The organism is Ruegeria atlantica, from assembly GCF_947495585.1.
GTDB classification, from domain to species: Bacteria; Pseudomonadota; Alphaproteobacteria; order Rhodobacterales; family Rhodobacteraceae; genus Ruegeria; species Ruegeria atlantica_G.
The window spans coordinates 21685-47780 of sequence record NZ_CANLZK010000020.1 but is presented as its reverse complement, the minus strand read 5'-3'; the positions used below and the strand labels follow the sequence as shown (position 1 = coordinate 47780).

22 protein-coding genes are annotated in these 26096 nt (G+C 57.3%); 9 read left to right on the top strand and 13 right to left on the bottom strand.

The window, feature by feature from the left end:
* Nucleotides 1-14: 14 nt before the first annotated feature.
* Nucleotides 15-1175: an acyl-CoA dehydrogenase family protein gene (locus QMP16_RS21840; protein ID WP_282154115.1), complete on the bottom strand. Its 1161-nt coding sequence runs from the start codon at nt 1173-1175 to the stop codon at nt 15-17.
* A 78-nt stretch (nt 1176-1253) separates the two neighbouring features.
* Here QMP16_RS21840 and QMP16_RS21835 point away from each other — a divergent pair, with 78 nt between their 5' ends.
* Nucleotides 1254-2195, top strand: a complete 942-nt coding sequence (locus QMP16_RS21835) for a GlxA family transcriptional regulator (RefSeq protein WP_282154114.1) — start codon at nt 1254-1256, stop codon at nt 2193-2195.
* Here the strand turns inward: QMP16_RS21835 and QMP16_RS21830 are convergent.
* Complete coding sequence (locus tag QMP16_RS21830) at nt 2192-3181, bottom strand: sterol desaturase family protein (RefSeq protein WP_108860643.1); 990 nt, start codon at nt 3179-3181, stop codon at nt 2192-2194. The two genes, QMP16_RS21835 and QMP16_RS21830, sit on opposite strands and share 4 nt — an antisense overlap.
* Before the next feature lie 22 nt (nt 3182-3203).
* Nucleotides 3204-3959 carry a class II aldolase and adducin N-terminal domain-containing protein gene (locus tag QMP16_RS21825; RefSeq protein WP_282154113.1) on the bottom strand — a complete coding sequence of 252 codons (756 nt, stop codon included), beginning with the start codon at nt 3957-3959 and terminating at the stop codon, nt 3204-3206.
* A gap of 118 nt (nt 3960-4077) precedes the next feature.
* On the opposite strand from QMP16_RS21825, the gene QMP16_RS21820 reads away from it, so the two are divergent.
* From QMP16_RS21820 to QMP16_RS21805, 4 genes are all read left to right on the top strand, one after another.
* Entirely contained in the window at nt 4078-4953 is an 876-nt protein-coding gene (locus tag QMP16_RS21820) for a LysR family transcriptional regulator (protein WP_282154112.1), read from the top strand.
* A 144-nt stretch (nt 4954-5097) separates the two neighbouring features.
* Complete coding sequence (gene ade / locus QMP16_RS21815; protein WP_282154111.1) at nt 5098-6900, top strand: adenine deaminase; 1803 nt, start codon at nt 5098-5100, stop codon at nt 6898-6900.
* Nucleotides 6897-8360 carry an AMP nucleosidase gene (locus QMP16_RS21810; protein WP_282154110.1) on the top strand — a complete coding sequence of 488 codons (1464 nt, stop codon included), beginning with the start codon at nt 6897-6899 and terminating at the stop codon, nt 8358-8360. Before ade ends, QMP16_RS21810 begins: the two co-directional genes overlap by 4 nt.
* 130 nt (nt 8361-8490) lie before the next feature.
* Nucleotides 8491-8778, top strand: a complete 288-nt coding sequence (locus tag QMP16_RS21805) for an HU family DNA-binding protein (RefSeq protein ID WP_039533371.1) — start codon at nt 8491-8493, stop codon at nt 8776-8778.
* 194 nt (nt 8779-8972) lie between these two features.
* Here the strand turns inward: QMP16_RS21805 and QMP16_RS21800 are convergent, their stop codons facing one another.
* Entirely contained in the window at nt 8973-9794 is an 822-nt protein-coding gene (locus QMP16_RS21800; RefSeq protein WP_282154109.1) for an enoyl-CoA hydratase/isomerase family protein, read from the bottom strand.
* Between the two features lie 236 nt (nt 9795-10030).
* Here QMP16_RS21800 and QMP16_RS21795 point away from each other — a divergent pair, with 236 nt between their 5' ends.
* Entirely contained in the window at nt 10031-10663 is a 633-nt protein-coding gene (locus QMP16_RS21795) for a TetR/AcrR family transcriptional regulator (protein ID WP_282154108.1), read from the top strand.
* A 155-nt stretch (nt 10664-10818) separates the two neighbouring features.
* Here the strand turns inward: QMP16_RS21795 and QMP16_RS21790 are convergent, their stop codons facing one another.
* The gene (locus QMP16_RS21790) at nt 10819-12015 is read right to left on the bottom strand and encodes a BCCT family transporter (RefSeq protein WP_282154121.1); all 1197 of its coding nucleotides are present in this window, start codon (nt 12013-12015) and stop codon (nt 10819-10821) included.
* Nucleotides 12016-12196: 181 nt separating this feature from the next.
* Here QMP16_RS21790 and QMP16_RS21785 point away from each other — a divergent pair, with 181 nt between their 5' ends.
* Nucleotides 12197-13084, top strand: a complete 888-nt coding sequence (locus QMP16_RS21785) for a DMT family transporter (RefSeq protein ID WP_282154107.1) — start codon at nt 12197-12199, stop codon at nt 13082-13084.
* Here the strand turns inward: QMP16_RS21785 and QMP16_RS21780 are convergent.
* Complete coding sequence (locus QMP16_RS21780) at nt 13060-13581, bottom strand: glutathione peroxidase (RefSeq protein WP_282154106.1); 522 nt, start codon at nt 13579-13581, stop codon at nt 13060-13062. The two genes, QMP16_RS21785 and QMP16_RS21780, sit on opposite strands and share 25 nt — an antisense overlap.
* Nucleotides 13582-13726: 145 nt before the next feature.
* Here QMP16_RS21780 and msrB point away from each other — a divergent pair, with 145 nt between their 5' ends.
* Together msrB and msrA are read left to right on the top strand one after the other, a co-directional pair.
* A complete protein-coding gene (gene msrB / locus QMP16_RS21775; protein ID WP_282154105.1) occupies nt 13727-14176 on the top strand; it encodes a peptide-methionine (R)-S-oxide reductase MsrB in 450 nt (149 codons plus the stop codon).
* Nucleotides 14173-14682, top strand: a complete 510-nt coding sequence (msrA, locus tag QMP16_RS21770; protein ID WP_058275207.1) for a peptide-methionine (S)-S-oxide reductase MsrA — start codon at nt 14173-14175, stop codon at nt 14680-14682. Before msrB ends, msrA begins: the two co-directional genes overlap by 4 nt.
* Before the next feature lie 27 nt (nt 14683-14709).
* On the opposite strand, the gene QMP16_RS21765 is transcribed toward msrA, so the two are convergent.
* The 7 genes from QMP16_RS21765 to QMP16_RS21735 all read right to left on the bottom strand — a co-directional run bounded on the left by QMP16_RS21765 (nt 14710) and on the right by QMP16_RS21735 (nt 25944).
* The gene (locus tag QMP16_RS21765; protein WP_282154104.1) at nt 14710-16713 is read right to left on the bottom strand and encodes a hydantoinase/oxoprolinase family protein; all 2004 of its coding nucleotides are present in this window, start codon (nt 16711-16713) and stop codon (nt 14710-14712) included.
* 72 nt (nt 16714-16785) lie between these two features.
* Entirely contained in the window at nt 16786-17823 is a 1038-nt protein-coding gene (queG, locus tag QMP16_RS21760; RefSeq protein WP_282154103.1) for a tRNA epoxyqueuosine(34) reductase QueG, read from the bottom strand.
* 77 nt (nt 17824-17900) lie between these two features.
* A complete protein-coding gene (fzlA, locus tag QMP16_RS21755; RefSeq protein WP_058275204.1) occupies nt 17901-18566 on the bottom strand; it encodes an FtsZ-binding protein FzlA in 666 nt (221 codons plus the stop codon).
* A gap of 58 nt (nt 18567-18624) precedes the next feature.
* Nucleotides 18625-19359, bottom strand: coding sequence for a monofunctional biosynthetic peptidoglycan transglycosylase (mtgA, locus tag QMP16_RS21750; RefSeq protein ID WP_282154102.1), 735 nt, complete (start codon nt 19357-19359; stop codon nt 18625-18627).
* Nucleotides 19360-19520: 161 nt separating this feature from the next.
* The gene (gene gltB, locus QMP16_RS21745) at nt 19521-24053 is read right to left on the bottom strand and encodes a glutamate synthase large subunit (RefSeq protein WP_282154101.1); all 4533 of its coding nucleotides are present in this window, start codon (nt 24051-24053) and stop codon (nt 19521-19523) included.
* Nucleotides 24050-24484, bottom strand: a complete 435-nt coding sequence (locus tag QMP16_RS21740) for a GFA family protein (protein WP_282154100.1) — start codon at nt 24482-24484, stop codon at nt 24050-24052. The genes gltB and QMP16_RS21740 overlap by 4 nt, the downstream gene beginning before the upstream one ends.
* Nucleotides 24485-24510: 26 nt before the next feature.
* On the bottom strand, nt 24511-25944 hold the full coding sequence (locus QMP16_RS21735; RefSeq protein WP_282154099.1) for an NAD(P)-dependent oxidoreductase: 1434 nt from the start codon (nt 25942-25944) through the stop codon (nt 24511-24513).
* Nucleotides 25945-26096: the final 152 nt, after the last annotated feature.

Sequence of the window (26096 nt, the reverse complement as noted above, 5' to 3'; positions counted from 1 at the left end):
GGCGGCCCCCTCCATCACGCACCGAGTGCCCTCAGAAGATCGCGACTGATAATGTGGCGCTGAATTTCGCTGGTCCCGTCCCAGATACGTTCGACCCGCGCGTCGCGCCAGAACCGCTCAAGCGGGTAATCGTCCATTAGACCCATGCCGCCGTGGATTTGGATGGCGGCATCGGTGACCCGCGCGAGCATTTCCGAGGCATAGAGCTTGGCCGAGGCAATTTCGCGATTTGCGGGCAGGCCTTTGTCCAGACGGTCGGCTGCGGCCAGCGTCAACAAGTCCGCCGCGTCAATCTCGGTGATCATATCCGCGATTTGGAAGGACACGCCCTGAAACTTGCCGATCTTCTGGCCGAACTGTTCGCGCGTGGCGGAATAGTCGAGCGCATAGTCGAAAGCGCGGCGTGCACGGCCTACGGACATGGCAGCAACCGTGATACGGGTCGCATAAAGCCAGGTGTTCATCACTTCAAAGCCGCCATCAACCTCACCTAGAACCTGGGCGTCCGGCAGACGGCAATCATCGAAATCAAGAACCATGTTCTTGTAGCCGCGATGGCTGACCGATTTGTACCCGTCCCGGATGGTGAAACCGGGCGTTCCGCGATCCACCAGAAACGCCGTAATGCGTTTTTTGGGGCCTTTTAGCGTCTGATCCTCTCCGGTCGCGATGAAAACGATGATGAAATCCGCGTGCTCCGCACCCGAGATGAAGTGCTTGGTGCCATTGACCACCCAGTCACCGCCATCCCGCACCGCGGCGCACTTCATTCCACGAACATCTGACCCGGCACCGGGTTCGGTCATTGCCAGCGCGTCCATCCTTTCGCCTCGTACGGCGGGCATCAGGTATCGTTCGACCTGCTCGCCCTCACACGCCATCAGGATGTTCTGAGGACGCCCGAAGAAGTGATTCAGCGCCATGGACCCGCGGCCCAGCTCACGTTCGACCAGCGCGAACTCCAGATGGTTCAACCCTGCACAACCGACGCTTTCGGGAAAATTACAGGCATAAAAACCCAGTTCAATCGTCTTGCGCTTGATCTCATCCGCGATCTCCTCCGGGACTTCGCCGGTGCGCTCGACCAGCGCCTCATGCGGGTAGATTTCGTTTTCCACAAAGCTGCGAACGGTAGAGACGATCATCTCTTGTTCGTCGGACAATCCATATTGCATCGGGCGTCTCCACATCTGGCGTTGCGGCATATTCTGACGCGGCTTGTCATTTGAAACGTGCAGAAATAGAAGTTTACCATGCAAGAATGGACTAAATCACCCTCTGCACCGCAGCAAATCGGGGTTCTTCTGTTCGACGGATTCTCGAACCATTGCCTGGCCAACACGGTCGAGCCGCTGCGCGCTGCAAACACTCTGGCCGGACGTAATTTGTACGATTGGCAGTTCCTTGCGTTGGAGGGTGGTCCGGTGACATCCTCATCCGGGCTGCAGGTCGCGCCGCATCGCCCACTCCAGATCGCCAGTGGGGACATGCTGATGGTCATGCCATCTTATGGATTCCGCGCGCATGGCGGGTGGCGCACCCTTTCAGGCCTGCGTTCTGCGGATCAGCGGTTCAAAGTGCTGGCGGGCCTCGACACTGGCAGCTGGCTTTTGGCTCAAGCAGGGCTGCTGGACGGGCATCGCGCCACGATACACTGGGAAGAGCTGACCGGATTTACAGAAAGGTTCCCCGATGTCGAAGCCCACCGCGAGCGCTATGTCATCGACCGCAATCGCATCACCTGTTCCGGGGCCATGGCGGCCTTTGATCTGGTGCTTCATCTGATTGCACGGGATCAGGGACAGGCCCTGGCGCTGGAAGTGTCGCAACTGTTCATGACCCGCGATTCAGCGCGCTCGCATGCGGGCGGTGCCGGCGCGACCAGCGGTTACGTGAACAAGGCGCTGGCCTTGATGCAGGAACACCTTGAGATCCCCTTGCCAGTGTCCGAAATCGCAAGCCGGGTTGGCCGATCGCAGAAAGCCTTGTCCGTCCGCATGCAGTCCGAGCTGGGCGCGGGTCCCGCGCAGGTTTACCGCCGCCTGCGCCTGAACCTTGCGCGCAAACTGGTGGCAGAAACCGACCTGAGCATCGGTGAGGTTGCCCTGCGCGCGGGCTATGACGACCCCAGCGCCCTGACCCGTGCCTTCAAAGCCGAATTCGGGGTCACGCCGCGCGCGCTTCGGGCCAGCTAGGTATACATCTGTTTCTTGTAGGCCCTTGTCCGGGTCGTCGCCTCGGCCGATCCGTCATGATATGTGCCAAACCACTTGTCGAACGGAATTTCAGAGGTGCCGTAGTTGCATTCAAAATACCGGTGGTGAAGCTGGTGAAAGAAATCACCGGCACGGGCGGCATCCGTGTCTCCGGCCTTTAGTTTTTCAAACCCGGAATGAGACAACACAGGGCTGATCTGCTGGAAGGAGGCGTGGAACAGCACATGCAACGGGTGCGACGGAACGATCAGGTGGATGAAATAGGTCGTGAAGTACAGCAAGTTCTCGTACCAGTGGTTCGAGATTCCCGACCAAGGCCCAATGTTCACGTTACGATGATGCACAGCATGCACGTATTTGTAGAGCTTCGGGTGATGTTCCAACCGGTGCACCCAGTAAAAGTGCAGACCTGACCACATCGGGATAAACACCATCCACACAACGAACCAGACCGGCGCGCCGGACCACGTGATGGTTGGCACATAGCCGTTGGCCATCGCCCAGTAGATGATCCATTGATAAACGGTCGCGACGGTCATCGCGCTGCCCAGCGTCCACCAGATATTGTCCAGAACCTGATTGCGGAATGTGAACGTACCATTGTTGCGGGTCAGGTCGCGGCGGTCGAACTTTTTGTACATGCCCTGCCCTTTTCGCATGTACAGCCACCAGTGCAGCCCACCTGCGACGAGTATTTGGGGCACCATGTTCAGCAGCCAAATGCGAAACATCCAACCCGGGGCAAAGCTTTGCATACTTTCCAATGGCGGAAAAAAGAAAGCATAGGCGGTAACCGCCAGCGCAAGGCACAAGGTTAATGCCGTGATCTGCAGCCACGCCCCGCTGTACCATTTCAGCACTTCAGCTGGGCGCGGCGGCCACTTAAACAAAGGGTTTAAACTTACCGGGCCGTCGGGGTGATAGTGCCAACGGGCGGATTCGGGGTTCTGAGTCGTGTCGGTCATGGCGGTTACCCAGTTGAAGTGGTCAGGTGGCGTAGTCCGAGCCTTCGTCATCCAGCAAGGCTTTGATCTCCCGCAGATGTGCTTCGGCCTGATCAGGATAGTCTTCCAACTCTTGAGCGGTCTTCTCGGCAACCTCTTCCGACAGCACGCGCAATCGTTGTCCCGTCTGCAGCGCGCGGATGTAGGTTTCCGCTGCGCGTTCAAAATAATAGAGTCTATTAAAGGCATCTGCCGGATCACTGCCGATCACAAGGACACCGTGATTGCCCATGATCATGACCTTTTTCTTGGGGTCCGACAGCATCGACGCGCAGCGTTCACCTTCGCTTTCAAAGGCGAGGCCTCCGAACTCTTCATCCACGACGTATCGGTCGTAGAACGTGGCCGTATTTTGATCGATCGGCGGCAAGGTGCTATCCGCCAAAGATGCCAGGACCGTCGCAAAGATCGAATGCACGTGCATCACACAGCGCGCATGCGGACAGTGGCGGTGGATTGATCCGTGCAGACCCCAAGCCGTCGGATCTGGGGCACCGGGTTGGTTCATCACATCGGCATCATTTGCGTCCAGAAACAGCAGATTTGACGCTTTGACCCGTGCAAAGTGCATCTGGTTCGGGTTCATCAAAAATTGCGTACCTTCCGGGTTCACCGCAAGGCTGAAATGATTGGCAACGCCTTCGTGCATGTTCAATCGCTCGACCCAGCGAAAGGTTGCAGCCAGATCAACTCGTTCGGCCCAGTGGTCGATATTGGCGCGCAGGTTTGTAACAGTCATTCCGGGCTCCTTTGCGGATAGCTGAGAACTTTCGGAAATCGTGCCTGTAGCGTCAAAAATTGACCAACGAAAAAAACGCAACTATTCCATTAGCTGAACTAATGGCAAGGTTATACGCATGCAAAAACCACTTCCTCCGCTGGGTTGGCTCCGCACGTTTGAGGCAGCGGCGCGGCACTTGTCCTTTACCGGCGCAGCCCGGGATCTGAACATGACGCAAAGCGCGGTCAGCCAGCAGATCAAGTCCTTGGAAGGGTACCTTGGCCAGCCTTTGTTTTTGCGTCGACCACGTGCGTTGGAACTGACCGAAGCGGGCATCACGTATCTTCCGGTGGTGCGCGAGGCATTTCGGACACTGGTACGTGGAACTCAGGCCGTGACCGGCGCCCAGCAGAACGCGGTTCAGGTTCAAAGCAACATCACCTTTGCCGTGAATTGGTTGGCGCCCAGACTGCCGAAATTTCGGGTACAGCATCCCGAGGTGCAACTGAATATCTTTACTGAGCTTTGGGAGCCGCGCGAAATGGCCGAAGGGGCCGCCGTGGAAATCCGTTATTCACTACGGCCGTCAGATACGGTTAGGACCGAATTGCTGAGAACGGATCATTATTATCCAGTCTGTGCGCCGGGCTATCACGTGACGTTGGACAACCTGCAACAGCACCCGCTTTTTGACTGCTCAAACCTTCTGTCGAATTGGCTGGGGTGGACCGAGGAACAGGGTCTAAATTGGGAAAATCCTGCAATTACTTATTCGACCACCTACTTGGTCAGCCTGTCCGTAGCCATGGCTGGCGGAGGGCTGTGTCTGGCGCATGACACAATTGCCAGTGACCTGATTGCGCAAGGTCGTTTAGTAGCCCCGTTCGTCCATCGCGCACGCATGCCTGAAGCCTATTATCTGCTTCTGTCACCGCGCGCCGAAGAAAGCCCCGGTGCTATAGCGTTTGCCAATTGGGTTCGCCGCGAGCTGGAGCATGATACACAGAAATAACCGAGGCTTGCTCCCGCCCATCATCGATGCCCTGCCGGGCGTCTCTTCTGGTTGGACAGTGCAGCGCTGACGCGCTGCGTGACGGTTTGATGATACCTGTTCACAAGGGGTTGAACCTTCCTGCGCATTCGGGAAAGTTGGGCCATGGAACACACACCCTTCCCTAGTTGGCCCGATGTCGCCCCCCGTCTGATTGCCGTAGCTGCAGGTCGTGAAGCTGCAGATTCGGTCATTCGCGGCGGAATCTGGGTAAATGTGCACAGCCGCGAAACCCTTCCGAACCATGACATTGCGATCGCTGATGGGCGCATCGCTTACGTCGGACCCGATGCATCACATTGCACCGGCCCAGAGACTCAGGTCATCGAGGCCACCGGGCGCTATATGATCCCTGGCCTGTGTGATGCGCATATGCATATCGAATCGGGCATGCTGACCCCGGCTGAATTTGCCCGCGCTGTCATTCCGCATGGAACCACCAGCATGTTCACCGACCCGCATGAGATTGCAAATGTCCTTGGCCTGGACGGCGTGCGCATGATGCATGACGAGGCGATGATGCAACCGGTGAACATCTTTACCCAGATGCCGTCCTGCGCCCCATCTGCGCCGGGACTAGAAACGACGGGGTACGAAATCACCGCCGAAGACGTGGCCGAAGCGATGAACTGGCCCGGCATCATCGGCTTAGGCGAGATGATGAACTTTCCCGGTGTCATCAATGGCGACCCAAAGATGCTAGCGGAAATCGCCGCAACGCAACGCGCCGGGAAAACCGTAGGAGGACACTACGCTTCGCCTGATTTAGGGCCTGATTTTGCCGCCTATGTTGCCGGGGGTCCGGCGGATGATCACGAAGGTACCTGCGAGGCAGACGCGATCGCACGTGTTCGGCAGGGGATGCGGTCGATGATGCGGCTGGGCTCGGCCTGGTATGACGTGGAAAGCCAGATCACTGCGGTCACGAAAAAAGGGTTGGACCCGCGCAACTTTATCCTGTGCACCGACGATTGCCACTCAGGCACGCTGGTTAATGACGGCCATATGAATCGCGTGGTTCGGCACGCCATCGCTTGCGGATGTGATCCGCTGATTGCCCTGCAAATGGCGACGATCAACACGGCGACCCATTTCGGGCTGGAACGTGAGATCGGCTCGATCACACCGGGGCGGCGCGCGGATATTATCCTTAGCTCGGACCTGAAAGAACTACCCATCGAAACCGTGATTGCGCGGGGTCAGATCGTGGCTGAGAACGGTAAAATTACCGTGGGTTGCCCGCACCTCAATTGGCCTGATACCGCCCGGAACACCGTGCATCTGGGGCATACCCTGACCGCTGCTGATTTCGAAATTCAAGCACCTGCAGGGGCAAACCGCGTGCAGGCCAACGTGATCGGCGTGGTGGAAAACCAGGCTCCGACCAAAGCTCTGAAAGCTGAACTGCCGATCATCGAAGGATTGGTCGAGGGCGACGACGATGTCTGCCAGATCGCGCTGGTTGAACGGCACCAGGCGACGGGCGGCGTGACGAACGCTTTCGTTTCCGGATTCGGATATCAGGGCAAAATGGCCATGGCCTCGACCGTGGCACATGACAGTCATCACATGATTGTAGTCGGCACGGATCGCGAACAGATGGCACTGGCCGCAAATCGGCTGGCCGAGGTGGGTGGTGGCATAACCATCTTCCGCGATGGCGAAGAACTGGCGCTGGTCGAATTGCCCATTGCGGGCCTGATGTCTGACGGCCCTGCATCACAGGTTGCTACCAAGGCCGACGACATGGTTGCCGCGATGGTGGCCTGCGGCTGCACCCTCAACAACGCATATATGCAGCACTCATTGCTGGCGCTGGTCGTGATCCCGGAACTCCGGATTTCTGACCTGGGTCTGGTGGATGTGCGCACTTTTGAAAAGATTGATCTTCTGGAACCACTTGCATGACAATAATAAAAACACCCGACGCACCTAAACCGGAACAATTCACCGACCCCAAGGCAGCGGTCGCTCGGTTGGAAGCGCTCTATGAACAAGCAACCCGCTTTCTGTGCGACAGTTTCTCGGCAGCCATTGAACACGGCGCACCTACTGCACGTTTCAGAGCCTATTACCCGGAAATTCGTATCAGAACGTCGTCCTATGCGCATGTCGACAGCCGCCTGAGTTTTGGCCACGTCTCAGAACCCGGTATTCATGCCACGACCGTTACGCGACCGGATTTATTTCGGTCTTATTTGACCCAGCAGATCGCGTTGCTGATCAAAAACCACGACCAGCCGGTTACGATTGGGCCGTCCGACACGCCGATCCCGGTGCATTTCGCGGTTGCCAACAATCCCGATCTGCACGTTCCGCAACAGGGCGCGGCCGGATTCACGTTGCGCGATGTCTTTGACGTTCCCGACCTGACCACGACCAACGATGATATCGTCAACGGGGTGTACGACCACGAGGATGAAGCCGGTCCGCTAGCCTTGTTTACTGCCCAACGCGTCGACTATTCGCTGGCCCGGCTTGCGCATTATACCGCGACGGATCCCAGCCATTTCCAGAACCATGTCCTGTTCACGAACTACCAGTTCTACGTCTCTGAGTTCGAGAATTACGCGCGCGCGCAATTGGCCGATCCGGACAGCGGTTACACCAGCTTCGTCTCGACCGGGAATGTCGAGATTAAGGGCTCCGAGGAAGAGTTGGCCCAACCGCTGAAGCTGCCGCAAATGCCAACCTATCACCTGAAACGCGAGGACGGGTCCGGGATCACGCTGGTCAATATCGGCGTTGGGCCTTCGAACGCTAAAACGGCCACTGACCATATCGCCGTTCTGCGGCCCCACGCCTGGCTGATGGTCGGCCATTGCGCCGGGTTGCGCAACACGCAGGCGCTGGGGGATTTCGTTCTGGCCCACGCCTACCTGCGTGAAGACAAGGTGCTGGATGACGATTTGCCGGTCTGGGTTCCCATCCCGCCACTGGCCGAAGTTCAGGTCGCGCTGGAAAGCGCCGTGGCCGAGGTTACCGAGTTGGAAGGATACGAGCTTAAGCGGATCATGCGCACAGGCACCGTCGCCTCGGTCGACAACCGCAACTGGGAACTGCGCGATCAATCCGGCCCTGTGCAAAGGCTCAGTCAATCCCGCGCCATTGCACTGGATATGGAAAGCGCAACCATCGCCGCTAATGGCTATCGGTTCCGGGTTCCCTACGGCACGTTGTTGTGTGTTTCTGACAAACCGCTGCACGGCGAATTAAAGCTTCCGGGCATGGCATCTGCCTTTTATACCACCCAAGTCAGTCGCCATCTTGCAATCGGAATTCGGGCGATGGAACATCTGCGCGGCATGCCGTTAGAGCGTCTGCACAGCCGGAAATTGCGTTCATTCGACGAAACAGCCTTTCTCTGACGCAAAAAAGCAACGATTTCCCCATATTTTTAGGGTTTTCGGCGCTACTATTCGTTGTGTTCGACCACAATATCCCGTTACAGTTACGCGGTGAGGCCCTATGTATCGGGCACGTTAAGGAGACCAAGAAATGGCAAAGCCTATGACAAAGACTCAGCTGGTGGCTGCTCTCGCTGAGGAAATGGGAACCGACAAGAAAGCTGCGAACGCAGCGTTGGAGGCCATGACCGGCCTGATCACCCGCGAAGTTTCCGCCGGCGGCGCAGTGACCCTGCCTGGCGTTGGCAAAATCTACTGCCGCGAGCGCCCCGAGCGCATGGTGCGCAACCCCGCCACCGGCGAGCAGTTCAAGAAAGAAGCGGACAAAGTGGTCAAGATGACCATCGCGAAAGCTCTGAAGGACAGCGTGAACGGCTGATCTCAGTCTTCACTACAAACGATTGAGGGCCGCCGTTTGGGGGCCCTTTTTCTTTGTTCGCCTGTTGGAACTGGTCTTTTGTGTTTGTCTGCTTTGAGCCCATTCCGCTGAATGCTGCGCCTCGAACGAATGTTGGCTCGAAGGCCATGAGCGATACCAAAGCTCATGGCCCACCTAGTGAAATTTTAGGTTGATTAACTCGCAGATTTAGCGAGCTCCGCTGCCGTATCGGCGAAGACGCCAGCGAAGTCCGTTGCTTCACGTTCGGTCTGACCACCACTTTTCAGGAAAGCCTTGATGATGGTTTGCGTTTTTTCTTCAGCCGCCCGCTCGATGAAGTAGCGCAATTCGATTGAAGCACCCGCGACTTCGTCACGGATCGACGCATTCACGATGTCCTTATACATGGTCACATCGCGAAGGTCTCTGGCTCGAAGAGTATTCAGGATGCCTTCAAGATACTCATCGAGCTCGGCTTTGGGCACGTATTTCGTAATAATTTTCAGCGCTTCAGCTTCCGGCGCAGAAATGTCTTCACCAGTCAGCAGAACCTGCATCGCCTTCTTACGACCCAATCTACGGGCGAACTGAACACCGCCTTGCCCACCGGTTGGAATGTTGACGCCGATCTCGGGCTGGGCAAACGCCGCGTTTTCTGTGCCATAGGTGATATCGCAGGCCATGGTAAACTCGTTGCCGCCGCCCCGCGCAAAACCGTCCACGACGGCAATCGACAACTGTGGAAGGGCTTTGACATTATTGATCATTTCAGCGAACGCGTGGATGCCTTCTTGACCTTCGGGAGTGCCGTTAATCGTGTTCAGGTCCAGATGGGCCACAAAAAACTGCGGGTTGGCCGATTTGAAGACGATGGCCTTGGTCTCTTTGTCATGTTTCAGCGACTGAAAGAAGTCGTTCATCTCATTGATGACATCCACCGTCCAAATGTTGGCTGGAGGGTTGTCGATGACAACAGTTTTGATGCCGTCTTCGGTCGTAATGTGCAGCTTGCTCATGTCTGAGGCTCCTTAGAATCCAGTTCAAGTACGTTGGGCTTGGCACAAAAAGTGATCTGATTCCCCAACCAGTATCGCCTGTACGGGGCAGGGATATTCAAAATTTATACATCTGTAAAGATTTTTATTATACAATTGGAAGTCCACCATCAGCCGTTACGTTTAATGCGATGGCCGCGAGGGTAGTTGAAATATCTGAAACTGACCTTACTACGGTAGGGAAAGGGGACTGGCCTATGGCTGAAGCAAAGAGTCGACTGGGTGCAGCAAACGAACGCGCACAGGCAAAAGTCGACAAATTTGAAGCACGAAGAGCGGAACTCGCCGACGCCGCTTTGTCGACGTTGTCGAGCTTGGGTTACGCCCGAACTTCACTGCGTGATATCGCTGAAAACACGGAATTCTCGCATGGCGTGCTTCGCTACTATTTTGATGATAAGATAGACCTGATCACGCAATGCATCAGGCAATACAAAGCCGTGTGTGTTCGGCGCTATGACGTCGCAACGACAACGGCCGCAACACAAGATGAATTGCTTGATGGTTTCATAGAGCAGCTTTCCGAAACGCTGTTGACTGAAACTCACCTACATCGGCTTTGGTATGATCTGCGCTCACAGGCGTTGTTCGAGGCAGCGCTGCGAGAAGATGTAAGAATAATCGACGGCGACCTGGAGCAAATGATTTGGCGCGTCGTTGCTCGAAATGCCGAATTAGGAGGTGTTAAGCCAAAACTCTCATCAAAAGCACTCTATGCCCTTTTTGATGGAATTTTCTTGGCTGCCTTGTCACAGGTGATCGCTGGAGAAGACGCCGCAATTTCGGAAATGGAAAAGGAGTTGCGCGCGCTGTTTTCAACTATCGCGTGAGCCAGTCCCTGCTTTGTCTTGCGGCACGAAAGCAGACATTCCAACCGACGGTCTGAACGGCAGCAATGTCCGCATTGCGGACACAGTCGCGGCCAGAAACCGTGCCAAAAAAACGGACGCCGAAGCGCCCGTTTTTATTTCACTGCCCAGATTGGTCAGTGAACCGTCTCAACCTTGTGGAAGTCCAGATCACGATCTTCCGGCATTGAATCGATGCTCAGCACTTCTTTGCGCTTGGTGATCAGAATATAGACCACGCAGGCCAAGTACAGACCGACGACCACGGCTCCGATCCACTGGATCTGCAGCCACTGGCTCTGGAACAGCAGGGTCAGGACGAACAGCAGCGCGACGTTGCCTGCCACGTAGATCGCCTTGCCGAACCGCTCGACCGTCATGTTCAGGTTGTCGGTATAGAGGCGGATCAGCGAGTCCAGCGAGTTGATCACAAAGGTCACGCCCACAATGACCATCGCGATGTTGGTGATGCCCGCAGTGCTGATGCCGTTCAGGTGATAGTAGTAGAGAACGGTGAACCAGATCGCCAACGGGATCGACGGGAAGATCAGCAGCGCGGCCAGCAATTGCCAGGTTTTCAGCCCACCAACAAAGCGCGAGGTGAACTGGCCAATCATGATCGACCACGCAAACCACCAGAACAGGTAGAAGGCGTGATAATCAGTCAGCGGCAACACGAACTTGTGCAGATTGGCGAAATAGGCACCGATATTGCTGCCGGTTTCAACAATTCCGGTCATGCCCATGCCCGCGGCAATCCACATTCCGAGGATCAGTGTCAGGAACAGGATAGTCGAACCTACAGACAGGATACGGACGTATTTCAGGTCGGTTGACGAATAAGCCGCCGCCAGAATGACAACAAATACGATGACATAGAAAGTGGTGACCACGGATTCGCCATCTCCAACCTCGGGCAGATAGCCGGGCAGGTAGATCAGGAACAGGCTGGCGGTGAAGGCGCAGGTGCCAATGATGACCACGTTGTTGATCAGCTTGACCAGCGGGATCTCAAAGAACTTCACGCGGGGTTCGATGACGCAGAAATAGAACGCTGTCAGGAAGTAGAAGGCCCAGATTAGGAAACCCCAGAAGCCGAACTCGATGGCCAGCGGGTTTGCGAAGGCATAGGCGGGTTCCTCGGCATAGCCGCCAAACTCGGTCAGCGGGAACATGATCAGGCCGACATCCAGACCGGATGTGAACAGGATTGCGATGAAGGTGAACAGATGCACAGGCGTGACGCCCACACAGCGCAGGTTCCACCATTTCACGACGAAGAAAGCGACCAGGCCCAATGCCAGTAGAACGCCGAAAGACAGAATATACTCCAAAAGCACCAACATTCCTCCCTTGGTTAGTCAGAGTGCGGATCGTATAGCTTTAATTGACTGGTCAATCAACAAAACTGCCAATGCTGAATGCAACAAGCGAAACCTGTGTTTATTTTGACGCGCGGCGCTTGCGCGTTTCAGATAATTCGGAAACAGTCGCGGCGTTTGGGAAAGGGTCACCATGGATTTGCGCGCCATAGCCATGGGGCTGGCATTTGCCTTCATCTGGTCGTCAGCCTTTACCTCGGCGCGGATCATCGTCGCCGATGCCTCGCCCCTGTTCTCACTGGCGCTGCGATTTCTGATTTCGGGGTTGCTGGGGGTCGCGATTGCGCGGGCCATGGGCCAAAGCTGGCGTCTGACTCGCGCGCAGTGGTACGCAACAATCCTGTTCGGAATATGCCAAAATGCCCTGTATTTGGGTCTGAATTTCTACGCAATGCAAACCGTACAGGCATCTGTTGCGGCGATTATTGCATCAACAATGCCCCTGATCGTCGCGCTGGCCAGCTGGACCCTTTTCCACGAAAAACTTCGACCGCTGGGCGTGTTCGGGTTGCTGGCCGGTTTCGCTGGCGTCGCGTTGATCATGAGCAGCCGGATAAGCGCGGGCGCAGACCTGTTTGGCGTCATGTTATGCGGGCTTGGGGCACTTGCGCTCAGCTTTGCGACCTTGGCTGTGCGCGGGGCAACGTCTGGCGGTAATTTCATGATGGTGGTCGGACTTCAGATGCTTGTGGGCGCGGCGATTCTGTTCCTCGCAGCCCCCATATTCGAGACGATCTATATTCACCCTAACGGTCCGTGGGTTCTGGCGTTTGCCTATACAACGCTGTTCCCGGGACTGTTAGCCACTCTGATCTGGTTCCTGCTGTTGAACCGAATCGGCGCGATCCGGGCCGCGACTTTTCACTTTCTGAACCCGGTGTTTGGTGTGGCCGTCGCCGCAGTTTTCCTGGGCGAAAAACTTGGGCCCATGGATGCAGTAGGTGTCGGTGTCACAACGCTGGGTATTCTTGCGGTGCAGTTGTCCCGGCAAACCGATCAGCGGAGCAAGGCCTCAACCTGACGCAACAGTTTCGGTGAATCCGGCTTGACGTTCGACCCATAGGTCGCAATCACTTCACCCGCTGGATCAATCAGGATCTTGTTGAAATTCCACTTGGGTACGAATCCCGTCTGCTGAGCAACCGCACGGTAGAACGGATGGGCCGCAACGCCCTTTACTGACGTGATGTCGGTCATGGGCAAGGTCAAGCCATAGTTCATCTCGCAGAACTGTTTGACCTCTGCCGCCGTGCCTAATTCCTGATTGAACGAATCCGAAGGGACGGCCAAAACCACGAGACCTCGATCAGCATAAGTGTCATGGATCTTTTGCAAGCCAGCGTATTGCCCTGTGAACCCGCAATGGGATGCAGTGTTCACAACCAATACCGGCTGGCCTCGCCAATCCTCAAGGGACAAAGTGCCACCGTCGATCGAGACAAATTCATCGGTCAAAGGTGCTGCTTGAACCAAGCGGGCAACCAGCAATAGGACGGATAACAGAAGCAGTCTGAACATTGCGTCACCTCCTTTATTGTGAATTACGTACGCGTCTGGCATTCGGATCACCTGCACGAGAACGCGAGCCGGCTGAAATATGATTTTGATTTCCGCGCGACTGTGCCCAAATAGAAACCCAGATCGCATTAACACCGGAGAAGCCATGACCCGCTACACCAAAGACCCCGAGGCCATTGCCGCTCTCTCTCCCGAAGAATACCACGTCACCCAACGCAGCGGTACAGAACGCCCCGGCACCGGAAAACTGCTGAATAACAAGGAGCCGGGTATCTACGTCGATATCGTCTCGGGCGAACCGCTGTTTGCCTCGGCCCACAAATACGAATCCGGGTGCGGTTGGCCCAGCTTTACCAAACCCATCGTGCACGAGCATGTCGCAGAAATCGAAGATCGCACGCTTGGCATGATCCGGACCGAGGTCCGCTCGAAACATGGGGATAGTCATCTGGGGCATGTGTTCCCCGACGGCCCGCGCGAACACGGCGGGCTGCGTTACTGCATCAACTCTGCCTCATTGCGGTTCATTCATCGCGATGAGATGGAGGCCGAAGGGTATGGCGAATACCTGATCCATGTGGAGGACATCCAATGACCACTGAACGCGCTGTTCTTGCCGGAGGTTGCTTTTGGGGCATGCAGGACCTGATCCGCAAGCTACCCGGTGTGTCTGGCACCCGCGTCGGCTATACCGGCGGCGACGTACCCAACGCCACCTACCGCAACCACGGCACTCATGCCGAAGGGATCGAAATCATTTTCGACCCCTCGCGGATCACCTATCGCGACCTGCTCGAGTTCTTCTTTCAGATCCATGACCCGACAACAGTGAACCGTCAGGGCAACGACCGTGGAATGAGCTATCGCTCGGCCATTTACTATGTAAATTCTGCGCAAAAACAGATGGCCGAAGACACGATTGCCGACGTGAATGCCAGCGGTATTTGGCCGGGCAAAGTCGTCACCGAGGTCGAACCCGTAGGCGATTTCTGGGAAGCCGAACCTGAACATCAGGATTACCTTGAACGTATCCCCAACGGCTATACCTGCCACTTCCCACGCCCCGATTGGGTTCTGCCCAAACGCGACGCAGCTGAGTAACCGGTTGGCCCCCTTTCTAGCGGGGGGCTAACCAGACGCCATCCTAGGGCGCCCGCTGGCTTCGACCGTGATCATCGCTTCGACAAACACGTCCTGCGCTTCGATGCGCGCAGTGCGGATGTCGCGATCGACAACCACCCGGATATCTGCTGCTCCGGCCTGTCGCACTGCACCCTCGGCCTGATCCCTCAGAACCGTTTCCAGCAACGCCAGCGCCTTGTCGGATTCCGTGAAATCCTGCGGCCCTTCTTCCAGATGAACCCGGTAGCGCCCTTCGGACGGGGACGTCACCGTTCCCGATCTGCGCAACGTAAGCCGGCCAACAACTGCCCCAATCGCGTTGGCCACGCCTGCGTGTTCCGGCAGGATCATAGTGCAATGCAAACGATCCCCGACGGCCGGGTAGTAACTTGGAGCCGAAGCGCCAAGACCTACCACATCCACGTTCAGCGATGCGTCCAGCGCCAGCAAACCGCGATGCCGCGCCAGCCCTTTCTGCATCAGAACATGCCGAGCCAGGTCAGCGGGTGAGAGGCCAAAACTCTCGGCTTCTTCCGCGATAGCAGTCTCTAACAAGGTCAAAGATGTCTGTTCGGTCAGTTGATCCACGATCTTCTGCGCCAACTGTTCCGGGGTCGCGGCCAATCGGTCGCCAGTTCCAACCCGCTTGCGCGCCACCAGTTCCAGCGCCTTGTGGGCTGCGTCCGCATCCCAGGCATCCAATCGGCCCAAAACATGACTGGCATCCGATGGCGTCACGCCCGAAACCTGAACGACACCGCGATCCACCAGACGCGACAAAGCTCCGTTCTCCATACGGGTGCGCAGCAGGTCACTTAGGGGCATGACGTTCTCGCCCAGCCTCTCCAACAGCGATTCTTCGCGCGCACCCAACCCGTCGGCATTGATACCGGGAACACGGCGGGCGAACCGCGTGTCATGCTCACCCACAGTCGTCGCCCTTAGTTGGGTATCCAGAACGGCGTGAACGACCTCAGGTGCCTCGGCGGCAATCAGGGAAACCGGCAGCACCCGTCGCGGCCCCAAAAAAACACCGCCACCCAGCCCTTCGGTGACCACATGCACCTGGCTGTCTCCACCCAATCCGTGGGTGCGCATGGCAACCGCCTCAACCATCGTACGAAACCCGCCGACCTGCGCGCCCGCTGGGTCAATCGCCGGTTTGCCGTCCCGGATCAGCGCGACATCGGTGGTCGTACCGCCAATATCTGACACCAGCGCGTTTTGAACCCCAGTCAGCCAGCTTGCACCGACGATCGAGGCCGCAGGACCACTAAGGATGGTTTCAATCGGCCGCTCCCGCGCTTGTTCGGCGCTCATCAGGGCACCATCGCCGCGCACAACCATCATTGGTGCGGTAATGCCCAGATCAATCAACTGATCCTGCGCCCGCCCGATCAAACGGTCGATCATACCAATCAAACGTGCGTTCAAAACCGCCGTGACCGCGCGTTTCGGACCGTTCAGCTTGGCCGACAACTGATGAGAGCACGTTACCGGAGCCCCGGTTTTCTCGGCAATGACACGCGCGGCATGCAATTCATGCGCCGGGTTCCGCGTTGCGAACTGCGCGGCAACCGCAAACCCAGAAACGTCTTTGTGCGACGCCAAAAATGCTTCCAGCGCATCGACATCCAATGGAGCAGCCTCACCCCCGGCGTGGCTATGCCCACCGCCAATCACCAGCGCTGGATCACCCTTCAGCGCATCGCGCAGCCCATGTTTCTCAAGGTCTGCTTCCTTGAACCCGATGTAAATCAGTGCGACTCGACCACCCTGCCCTTCGACCAAGGCATTCGTCGCCAACGTCGTCGACAAAGACGACATTGAGATCTGCTCCGGCGACGCCTGTGCTTGATCCAACACTGCCGAGATCGCCTGTCCAACCCCAATGGCCAGATCGGCGCGCGTTGTCAGGGATTTGGCCGAGGCGATCACCTCTTTTTCATCCTGGATCAGCACCGCATCCGTATAGGTTCCACCCGTATCCACCCCCAAAGCCAACGCCATCGGGATCTCCTTCCTGTTCGCTGCCGATGGGTGTAGCGGTTTGGACCGACACGTCCAGCCTGTTTGCGTCACTTATGATAATCGTTTCACCGCCCAGCGCGCTGCGCCCGCCACCGTTGGGTCAGGATCATCGGCAAGCGACTGTGCGACGGGCATCAAATCCGACTGTTCCGAGTTGCCAATCGCGTAAAGCACATTGCGCACAAACCGATCCCGCCCGATCCGCTTTATGGGCGAGCCCGAGAACTTGGCCCGAAATGCCGCATCATCTAACACAGCAAGCTCGGCCAACGGCGGCGCTTTCAGATCATCACGTGCGGCATACCGCACATCGCTCGCTGCAATGGCGAATTTGTTCCACGGGCACGCGGCCAAACAATCGTCGCATCCGTAAATCCGGTTTCCCAGCTTTTGGCGCAGCTCTTCGTCAACCGGCCCTTTATGTTCGATCGTCAGATACGAAATGCAACGCCGCGCATCCAACTGATATGGGGCGGGAAACGCCTCCGTCGGACAGGCGCTCAAACAAGCTCGACAATTACCGCAATGGTCAGTTTCAGCCATGTCTGCAGGCAGGTCCAACGTTGTAAAAACAGAGCCTATAAAGGCCCAATTTCCCCAGTCGCGGCTTACGAGATTGGTGTGTTTTCCCTGCCAGCCCAGCCCTGCCGCATGGCCCAAAGCCTTCTCCGGCACGGGCGCGGTATCAACAAAAACTTTTACCTCTCCACCGGCTTCCGCAATCAGCCAGCGCGCCAGCCGTTTCAGCCGCTTTTTGACCAGATCATGGTAATCCTTGTTCTGCGCATAAACAGAAATCGCCGCCTTGTCCGGGTGGTTCAACACATCAGTCGGATCATGCTCGGGCGTATAGCTCTCGGCCAACATGATCACCGACCGCGCCTCGGGCCACAATGCGGCCGGATCGCCGCGCCAATGGGTCCGTTCGTCCATCCACCCCATCTGCCCGTGGTACCCGGCATCCAAAAACGCCTGCAAGCGCGACGGCACCTCGGGCACGTCCCAAGGCCGGCAAATGCGACAGGATACAAACCCCTCGCTCAGCGCCTGCACCACAAGCATTTCTTTTAGACTTGATCCGCTCTTCATCTGGCTGCAAATATCCTCGGGGGTGAATTGGCCCACCGGGCCAAGAGGGGGCCGACAGCCCCTGAACCCTCACCCTATCAGAAATCCAGATCGGCGTAATGCGGCGGTGGCCGGAACCCTGGCACCTGATCCGCCAAAATCGATCGGAACGCGGGTCGCGACTTGATCTTGGCGTACCAATCCTTGACCGCCTGAGAACGGTTCCAATCTACGTCCGAGATGTAATCCAGCGCAGACAGATGCGCGGCAGCTGCAAAATCAGCCAATGTCATCTGATCACCTGCCAGCCAGCGACGGTGATCCAGCAGCCATGCCATATAATCCAGATGATACTTGATCGCCTTCGCGCCTGCCTTGACGTTTTTGCTGTCGGGATAACCCTCGCCCGTCACCTTCTTGTTCACCCGCTCATATAGCAGTCGAGATGTGACCTCGTGATGGAACTTGTCATCGAACCAGCCAACCAAACGCCGCACCTCGTACCGCGCTTCCGGTTTTTTGGGCATCAGCGGAGGTTCAGGGCGGGTTTCTTCGATATACTCACAAATGGCGGCGCTCTCCGCCATGACCTGCCCATCAAGACGCAATACCGGTACTTTTCCGGCAGGGTTGCGGCGCAGGAAATCCGGGTCTTGTTCCCAGTATCGTTCCTCGACCAGCTCAACCTCGATCTTCTTTTCCGCAAGCGACAGGCGCACCTTGCGGCAATACGGGGACAGGGGAACATGAAACAGACGCGCCATAATCTTCCAATCGAACCAGTGAATACCCCCCAGCTTTAGCCTTGAGGGGCATAGGGTTTCAATCCTCGAAACAATCCGCGCGACCATCTGCGCGGATGGTGGCCGCCCCATCCAGTATGGATGCCGCCCGTCTGCGGGTCCGAACCGATGGGTCTGTGACGGATCTATTGCGAGGGGACGGCAGGATCGCCGCCAGCCGTGCCGCCTGAACCGACGACAACTTAGACGCACTCGTTCCATAGTATCGCTGTGCTGCCGCTTCGACCCCGAAGACCCCCTGTCCGGTCTCGGCAACGTTCAGATAGACCTCCAGAATCCGCTGTTTGCTCCAGAAGATTTCAACGACGGGCGTAATCGACGTTTCAAACGCTTTGCGCACCCAACTGCGCCCCTGCCACAGGAACACGTTCTTCACGACCTGCTGGGTAATGGTCGAGGCCCCCCGGCTGCCGCCATCCTCCAGCGCATCGCGGATTGCTTCAACGTCAAAGCCCCAATGCAGGCAGAAATTCGCGTCCTCGGCAGCAACCGCAGATCTGCCCATAACCGGGGCAATTTCCTCTATCGGCACCCAGTCACGCTCGACTTTTCCCAATCGTCGCCATTCGGACCAGATCGTATGAGTCACCGGCGGATTGACCACCGAGTACAGCAGAACCAACCCAACGATGAAGACCACGACGCCCAAAGCGGCGCGTGTGACCCAGCGACGAATCCGCGGGATCAGTGGCTTTTTTGATTTAGACGCCTTGCTTTTCTTTTTGCTCGACTTGCGCGCTGCTTTTCTTGCCATTGTGTTGCTATACGACGCTGTGGACGGGTTTGGAACGGTTTATGTTACGTGGCCCGAGCGTTGCGCGGGTAAGTAATCCGAGGCAAGTCCGGGACGTAAATTGAAAACCCCGCGTGTCCTTGGTGACACGCGGGGTTCTGATTTGGTCTAACTATTTCCGCTTACTCTGCGGGAACAGCAGTTGCCTCGGTTGTCAGAGGATGGCTGAGCTTGTTCAGCATCTCTTTCGGGCAAACCTGAAGGAAGTTGGTCTTTTCGACCTCCCAATGCTGCAGGATGTCGGCGGCCTTGCGGCTGTTGGTTTCAGCCTGATGTGCTTCAATCAGCGATTTCAGCTGATCTTCCCAATGGTCGACGGTCACCGGACAGGTCACCAGCGTTTCCATGTTCATCAGCTGCTGGGCCTTTCCTTCGGGGTCGTACAGATAAGCCATACCGCCCGTCATGCCTGCGCCAAAGTTGGCACCAATGCCACCCAGGATCACCGCGATACCACCGGTCATGTATTCACAGCCGTTCGAGCCACAGCCCTCGATCACCACAGTGGCGCCCGAGTTCCGCACCGCGAACCGCTCACCCGCGCGGCCAGCCGCAAACAGGTGACCATCGGTTGCGCCGTAAAGAACGGTGTTGCCGATAATGGTGTTCTCGTCCGCTTTCAGGGGGCTGACCTGCGGCGGACGCACGACGATTGTGCCCCCGGACAGGCCCTTACCGACATAGTCGTTGGCATCACCCGACACCTCGAGCTTTAGACCTGGGGCCGCGAAGGCCCCCAGCGACTGACCGGCCGAGCCTTGCAGTTTCACGTGCAAGTGGTCCGGCTGGAACGTGTTCCGCATCCCGAAATTCTGCACGATATGGCTGGACACTCGCGTGCCCACGGTTCGATGCGTGTTCTGAACCGCATAAGACAGCTGCATTTTCTCGCCGTCTTTCAGGAACCGGGCGGCATCGCGCACGATTTCAGCATCCAGCGTATCGGGCACCGCGTTCCGGTCTCTGTCGCGATTATAGACGATGTTATGGGCACCATCGACGGTGATCAGCAGCGGGTTGAGGTCCAGATCATCCAGATGCGCCGAACCGCGGCTGACCTGCGCCAACAAATCGGCCCGACCGATGATGTCGTCAATAGACCGCGCGCCGAGGCTGGCCAGCAACTCGCGCACTTCCTGCGCATAGAAGGTGATCAGGTTCACCACCTTATCCGCATTGCCGGTGAACTTGGCACGCAGGGTGTCGTCCTGCGTACACACACCGACCGGGCAGGTGTTCGACTGGCACTGACGCACCATGATACAGCCCATCGCGATCAGCGCCGCGGTGCCGATACCGTATTCCTCGGCCCCCATCATCGCAGCCATGACGATGTCACGACCGGTGCGCAAGCCACCATCGGTTCGCAGGGTCACGCGGTCGCGCAGGTTGTTCATCGCCAGAACCTGATGTGCCTCGGTCAGGCCCATCTCCCACGGCAGACCGGCATATTTGATGCTGGTCGCGGGGGACGCACCGGTGCCGCCATTGTGCCCCGAGATCAGGATCACGTCTGCTTTGGCCTTGGCTACACCGGCAGCAATCGTGCCAACGCCCGAGGACGCCACCAGTTTTACCGTCACTTTGCAGCGCGGGTTGATCTGTTTCAGGTCATAGATCAGCTGCGCCAGATCCTCGATCGAGTAGATATCATGGTGCGGTGGTGGCGAGATCAGAGTCACGCCCTTGGTCGAATGACGCAGACGTGCAATCAGGTCGGTGACCTTCATGCCCGGCAGCTGACCGCCTTCACCGGGTTTCGCACCCTGGGCGACCTTAATCTCCAGCTCTTCACACTGGTTCAGATATTCGGCGGTCACACCGAAGCGGCCCGAAGCGACCTGTTTGATCTTGGCCGACGGGTTGTCGCCGTTGGGCTCTGGCACGAAATGCGCCGGGTCTTCACCCCCTTCACCCGAGTCGGATTTCGCACCGATCCGGTTCATCGCAACGTTCAGCGTCTTGTGCGCCTCGGGCGACAGCGCGCCCAGCGACATACCTGGCGTGACGAACCGCTTGCGGATCGAAGTGATCGACTCGACCTCTTCAATCGGGATCGGTTTGCCTAGTGGTTTGAAATCCATCAGATCGCGCAGGTGGATCGGCGGGTTCGACTGCATTTTGGCCGAGTACTGCTTCCACAGCTCATAGGACGCCCGGTTACAGGCCATCTGCATCATATGCATCGAGGTCGCTTCCCACGCGTGGGTCTCACCCGATTTCCGAGCCTTGTAGAACCCACCGATGGGCAGCACGTCCAGACCATTGACCCATGCCTTGGCGTGGATTTCCTCGGCTTTGGTCTGAATGCCGGTAACGCCGATGCCGGAAATCCGGCTGGTCATTCCAGGGAAGTATTCGGCCACCATCGCACGGCTCAGGCCAACGGCCTCAAAGTTCAGGCCGCCGCGATAGGACGAGATTACCGAGATTCCCATCTTGGCCATGATCTTCAACAGGCCCTGATCGATCGCTTCGCGGAAGCGGGCGACATTTTCGGTCAGGCTCCCGTCCAAAAGGCCGCGATCAATACGGTCGGCCAGCGAATCCTCGGCCAGATAGGCGTTCACCACTGTCGCACCACAACCGATCAGAACGGCAAAGTAATGCGGGTCGACACATTCCGCCGAGCGTACGTTCAACGAACAGAACGTCCGCAGGCCCTGACGGGTCAGGTGCGAGTGCACCGCGCTTGTGGCCAGGATCATGGGCATCGCCACACGACCTTCGCCCGAGTTCATGTCGGACAGAACCAGATGCCCAGCGCCGGACCGTACGGCCTCTTCTGCTTCGGCTCTAACACGGGCTAGTGCGTCGCTTAGTGCGCCTTGGCCGGGCTCAAAGCTACAATCGATCTCTGCCAGCGGTGCATCAAAGCTTTCAACCAGCTTGTCCCATTGCGCGTTGCCGACAAAGGGGCTTTCCAGAACCACAATCTCGGTCTGGCTGCTGTCCTCATCCAGCACGTTCTTGAGGTTCGCAAACCGCGTTTTCAACGACATCACGCGATATTCGCGCAACGAATCGATCGGCGGGTTGGTCACCTGGCTGAAATTTTGCCTAAAGAAGTGGCTGAGCGGGCGGTATTGTTTGGACAGAACCGCCGAGGGCGTATCGTCACCCATCGAGGCCAGCGCCTCTTTACCATCTTCCGCCATCGGGGCGAGAATCTGCTCCAATTCTTCGACTGAATACCCCGCCGCGATCTGGCGCTTGCGCAGTTCTTCACCTGAAAAGATCGGAGCTTCGGTCACGCCCGCCAGCGTGGCATCCAAATCGTGAATCTTGCCGACCCATTCGCCAAATGGCAGCGCACGGGCCAGTTTGTTCTTGATCTGCGTGTCGCGGAACAACTTGCCCTTCTTCATGTCGACGGCCAGCATTTGACCCGGACCAAGGGCGCCCTTCTCGGTCACGGTGGCCTCATCAATCGGCACCATCCCGGCCTCAGACCCTGCGATAACCAGACCATCGCCTGTCACCACATAGCGCATCGGGCGCAGCCCGTTCCGGTCCAGACCCGCACAGACCCAGCGGCCATCCGTCATCGCCAGTGCGGCAGGGCCATCCCACGGCTCCATCACCGAGTTGCAGTAAGAATACATATCGCGCCATGCCTGCGGCAGCTCGACCGCCTGTTTGGACCAGCTTTCCGGCACCAGCATGGTTTTCGCCATTGGTGCCGAACGACCCGCACGCACAAGAACTTCGAATACCGAGTCCAGAGCCGCCGAATCCGACGAACCACCTGCGATGATCGGCTTGATGTCCTCGGCATAGTCACCAAAGGTGCCGCTCGCCATGCGGATCTCATGGCTTTTCATCCAGTTGATGTTACCCTTCAGCGTGTTGATCTCGCCGTTATGGGCCAGCATGCGGAAAGGCTGTGCCAGCCACCACTGCGGGAACGTATTGGTCGAATATCGCTGGTGGTAGATGGCAAAGGCACTTTCAAAGCGCGCGTCCATCAAATCGGGGTAGAACACCGCGACCTGCTCGGCCAGCATCATGCCCTTATAGATGATCGACCGGCAGCTGAGCGAGGCCAGATACAGATCTGAAATCCCGGCGGCCAGTGCCGCCTTTTCGATGCGGCGACGGATCACATAAAGCTCACGCTCAAACGTGTCTTCATCCACACCTTTTGAGTTCGAGATCAGGATCTGCTCGATCTCAGGGCGGGTGGCGTTGGCTTTTTCACCCAAGCAGGTCACATCGACCGGCACATGACGCCAACCATAAATGTAATAGCCCATGCGTAGAACTTCGGTTTCCACAATAGTCCGGCATTGTTCCTGCGCACCGAAATCGGTGCGTGGCAAAAAGACCTGACCAACTGCAATCAGTTGATCCAGTCGCGGCTCATGCCCGGTGCGGCGGATCTGGTCATAAAAAAACGGAACCGGGATCTGCACGTGGATACCCGCGCCATCACCCGTTTTGCCGTCTGCGTCCACCGCGCCGCGGTGCCAGATTGCCTTGAGCGCGTCGATCCCGGCATCCACCACCTTACGCGACGCTTTGCCGTCAATCGAAACCACAAGACCTACGCCGCATGAAGAATGCTCTTCATCCTCGGAATAAAGACCATTTTCGGCCATCCATTTGCGCTTGGCTTCTTCGGCCCGCACCCAATCGGCATTATATTTGGTCATTGGCTGTCTCCTTCTTCCGGCAGGGCATACATGGCTTCGACCTCGGCTTTGGTCATCTGCCGGCGCTCTCCTGCGAACGCGTAGCCCTCGGGCTTTTTATCTATGTAAAGTTCAATTTTCAGCGGGTTGCCGGTGTCGTCGAAAAGCCCGGCAGCCATTTGGGTTTGACCGTGCATCTCGCCCGGCAAAGTGATCCGGTACCACAGCGCCGAGCCACAGTCCGAGCAAAATGCCCGTTCGGCCCAATCCGACGAGGTGTAGGTCTTGACTGGTCCCAAGGCGGCATAGCCGGGCTCGGCCGCGAATGTCACCAGCATTGAACTGGTCCAGCGACGGCATTGATCACAATGGCAGGCACCCAGCGATTCCCGCGCCGGGGTTGCGGTCACCGTGACCGCGCCGCACATGCATTGACCTTGCAATTCGGGCATCAGACCCTCCTGTCGCTGGGCTAGGGTTATTCGGCTGCGATGGCAGCCTTGGCATTGAAGCGATCAATAATCGCATCAGCGCAGTCACGACCGTCACGAATGGCCCATACCACCAGAGACGCACCGCGCACGATGTCACCAATGGCATAGACTCCGTCCATCTCGGTCGCGCCGGTCTCGAACGCGGCCTTGACGGTGCCCCAACGGGTGACGGGCAAGTCGGGCTGGCCGAACAGGGTGGGCAGGTCTTCAGGCTCAAAGCCCAGCGCCTTAATCACCAGATCGGCATCTTCGACATAATCCGCGCCTTCGATCACTTCTGGCGCTTGACGGCCGGTCGCATCGGGCTGACCCAGACGCATCTTCTGCACCATCACGCCTGCAACGGTGTCGTCGCCGGTAAAGCCTTTGGGCGCACTCAGCCATTCAAACACCACGCCCTCTTCCTCGGCATTTTGGGTTTCGCGCTGCGACCCCGGCATGTTCGCCCGGTCACGGCGGTAGAGGCATTTGACCGACGTGGCGCCTTGCCGGATCGAGGTCCGCACGCAATCCATAGCGGTATCACCGCCACCAATAACGACCACCTTCTTGCCTTCGGCATTCAAGCGGCCATTGTCGAAATCTTCGACGTCATCACCAAAACTTTTGCGATTCGAGGCAGTCAGGAAATCGATGGCTTTTTCGATTCCAGCCAGACCGCTGCCGGGCATGGACAGATCGCGCGATTTGTACACGCCTGTCGCAATGATCACCGCATCATGCTTGGAGCGAATTTCTTCGAACTTGGCGGCGTCCACATCGCAGTTCAGCACAAACTCGACCCCGCCATCGGCCAGCAGGTCATTTCGACGCTGAACGATGTCTTTTTCCAGCTTAAAGCCGGGAATACCGTACATCAGCAGACCACCTGCGCGATCATAACGATCATAGACGGTGACCTGAATGCCCGTCCGACGCAGCATGTCCGCCGCAGCCAGGCCGCCGGGGCCGCCACCGATGATGCCAACGCTTTCGCTGCGCTCGGCACACGGAGCGGTGGGTTTCACCCAGCCTTTGTCCCAGGCGGTGTCGGTAATGTACTTCTCAATCGTTCCAATAGTGACCGTGCCGTGGCCCGATTGCTCGATCACGCAGTTGCCCTCGCACAGGCGATCCTGCGGGCAGATTCGGCCACAAATCTCGGGGAATGTGTTGGTGGCCTGACTGGTTTGATAGGCCTCTTCCAGACGTCCTGTCGCGGTCAGATGCAGCCAGTCAGGGATATTGTTGTGCAGCGGGCAATGCGACTGACAGTATGGAACGCCGCACTGACTGCATCGGCTGGCTTGCTCCTTGGCTTTTTCTGCTGCAAATTCGGCGTAGATTTCATCAAAATCTTCTCTTCGGTCATCGGCAGCACGCTTTTCGGGCATGACGCGGTCGATCTGCACAAATTTCAGCATCGGTTGCTTGGCCACGGGTCAAACTCCATGAATTGGCTTGGTCACGTCTCTTTAAGAGATGCGAGAACGGATGAAAAGTCAACTGTACTGACCTAATTTGGAATTTTGGCGGGGATTTTGATGGCGGTTTGAAATTTAACATGATTTTTAGTTCCGTTTCGGACCTA

Coding starts and splice junctions, on each gene's coding strand:
- msrB (WP_282154105.1), top strand. CDS start 13,727: ATGACCCGCTACACCAAAGACCCCGAGGCCATTGCCGCTCTCTCTCCC.
- QMP16_RS21740 (WP_282154100.1), bottom strand. CDS start 24,484: ATGCCCGAATTGCAAGGTCAATGCATGTGCGGCGCGGTCACGGTGACC.
- QMP16_RS21820 (WP_282154112.1), top strand. CDS start 4,078: ATGCAAAAACCACTTCCTCCGCTGGGTTGGCTCCGCACGTTTGAGGCA.
- queG (WP_282154103.1), bottom strand. CDS start 17,823: ATGAAGAGCGGATCAAGTCTAAAAGAAATGCTTGTGGTGCAGGCGCTG.
- gltB (WP_282154101.1), bottom strand. CDS start 24,053: ATGACCAAATATAATGCCGATTGGGTGCGGGCCGAAGAAGCCAAGCGC.
- QMP16_RS21840 (WP_282154115.1), bottom strand. CDS start 1,175: ATGCAATATGGATTGTCCGACGAACAAGAGATGATCGTCTCTACCGTT.
- QMP16_RS21780 (WP_282154106.1), bottom strand. CDS start 13,581: ATGTTCAGACTGCTTCTGTTATCCGTCCTATTGCTGGTTGCCCGCTTG.
- QMP16_RS21825 (WP_282154113.1), bottom strand. CDS start 3,959: ATGACTGTTACAAACCTGCGCGCCAATATCGACCACTGGGCCGAACGA.
- mtgA (WP_282154102.1), bottom strand. CDS start 19,359: ATGGCAAGAAAAGCAGCGCGCAAGTCGAGCAAAAAGAAAAGCAAGGCG.
- msrA (WP_058275207.1), top strand. CDS start 14,173: ATGACCACTGAACGCGCTGTTCTTGCCGGAGGTTGCTTTTGGGGCATG.
- QMP16_RS21830 (WP_108860643.1), bottom strand. CDS start 3,181: ATGACCGACACGACTCAGAACCCCGAATCCGCCCGTTGGCACTATCAC.
- QMP16_RS21805 (WP_039533371.1), top strand. CDS start 8,491: ATGGCAAAGCCTATGACAAAGACTCAGCTGGTGGCTGCTCTCGCTGAG.
- fzlA (WP_058275204.1), bottom strand. CDS start 18,566: ATGGCGCGTCTGTTTCATGTTCCCCTGTCCCCGTATTGCCGCAAGGTG.
- QMP16_RS21800 (WP_282154109.1), bottom strand. CDS start 9,794: ATGAGCAAGCTGCACATTACGACCGAAGACGGCATCAAAACTGTTGTC.
- QMP16_RS21835 (WP_282154114.1), top strand. CDS start 1,254: ATGCAAGAATGGACTAAATCACCCTCTGCACCGCAGCAAATCGGGGTT.
- QMP16_RS21785 (WP_282154107.1), top strand. CDS start 12,197: ATGGATTTGCGCGCCATAGCCATGGGGCTGGCATTTGCCTTCATCTGG.
- QMP16_RS21795 (WP_282154108.1), top strand. CDS start 10,031: ATGGCTGAAGCAAAGAGTCGACTGGGTGCAGCAAACGAACGCGCACAG.
- QMP16_RS21765 (WP_282154104.1), bottom strand. CDS start 16,713: ATGGCGTTGGCTTTGGGGGTGGATACGGGTGGAACCTATACGGATGCG.
- ade (WP_282154111.1), top strand. CDS start 5,098: ATGGAACACACACCCTTCCCTAGTTGGCCCGATGTCGCCCCCCGTCTG.
- QMP16_RS21810 (WP_282154110.1), top strand. CDS start 6,897: ATGACAATAATAAAAACACCCGACGCACCTAAACCGGAACAATTCACC.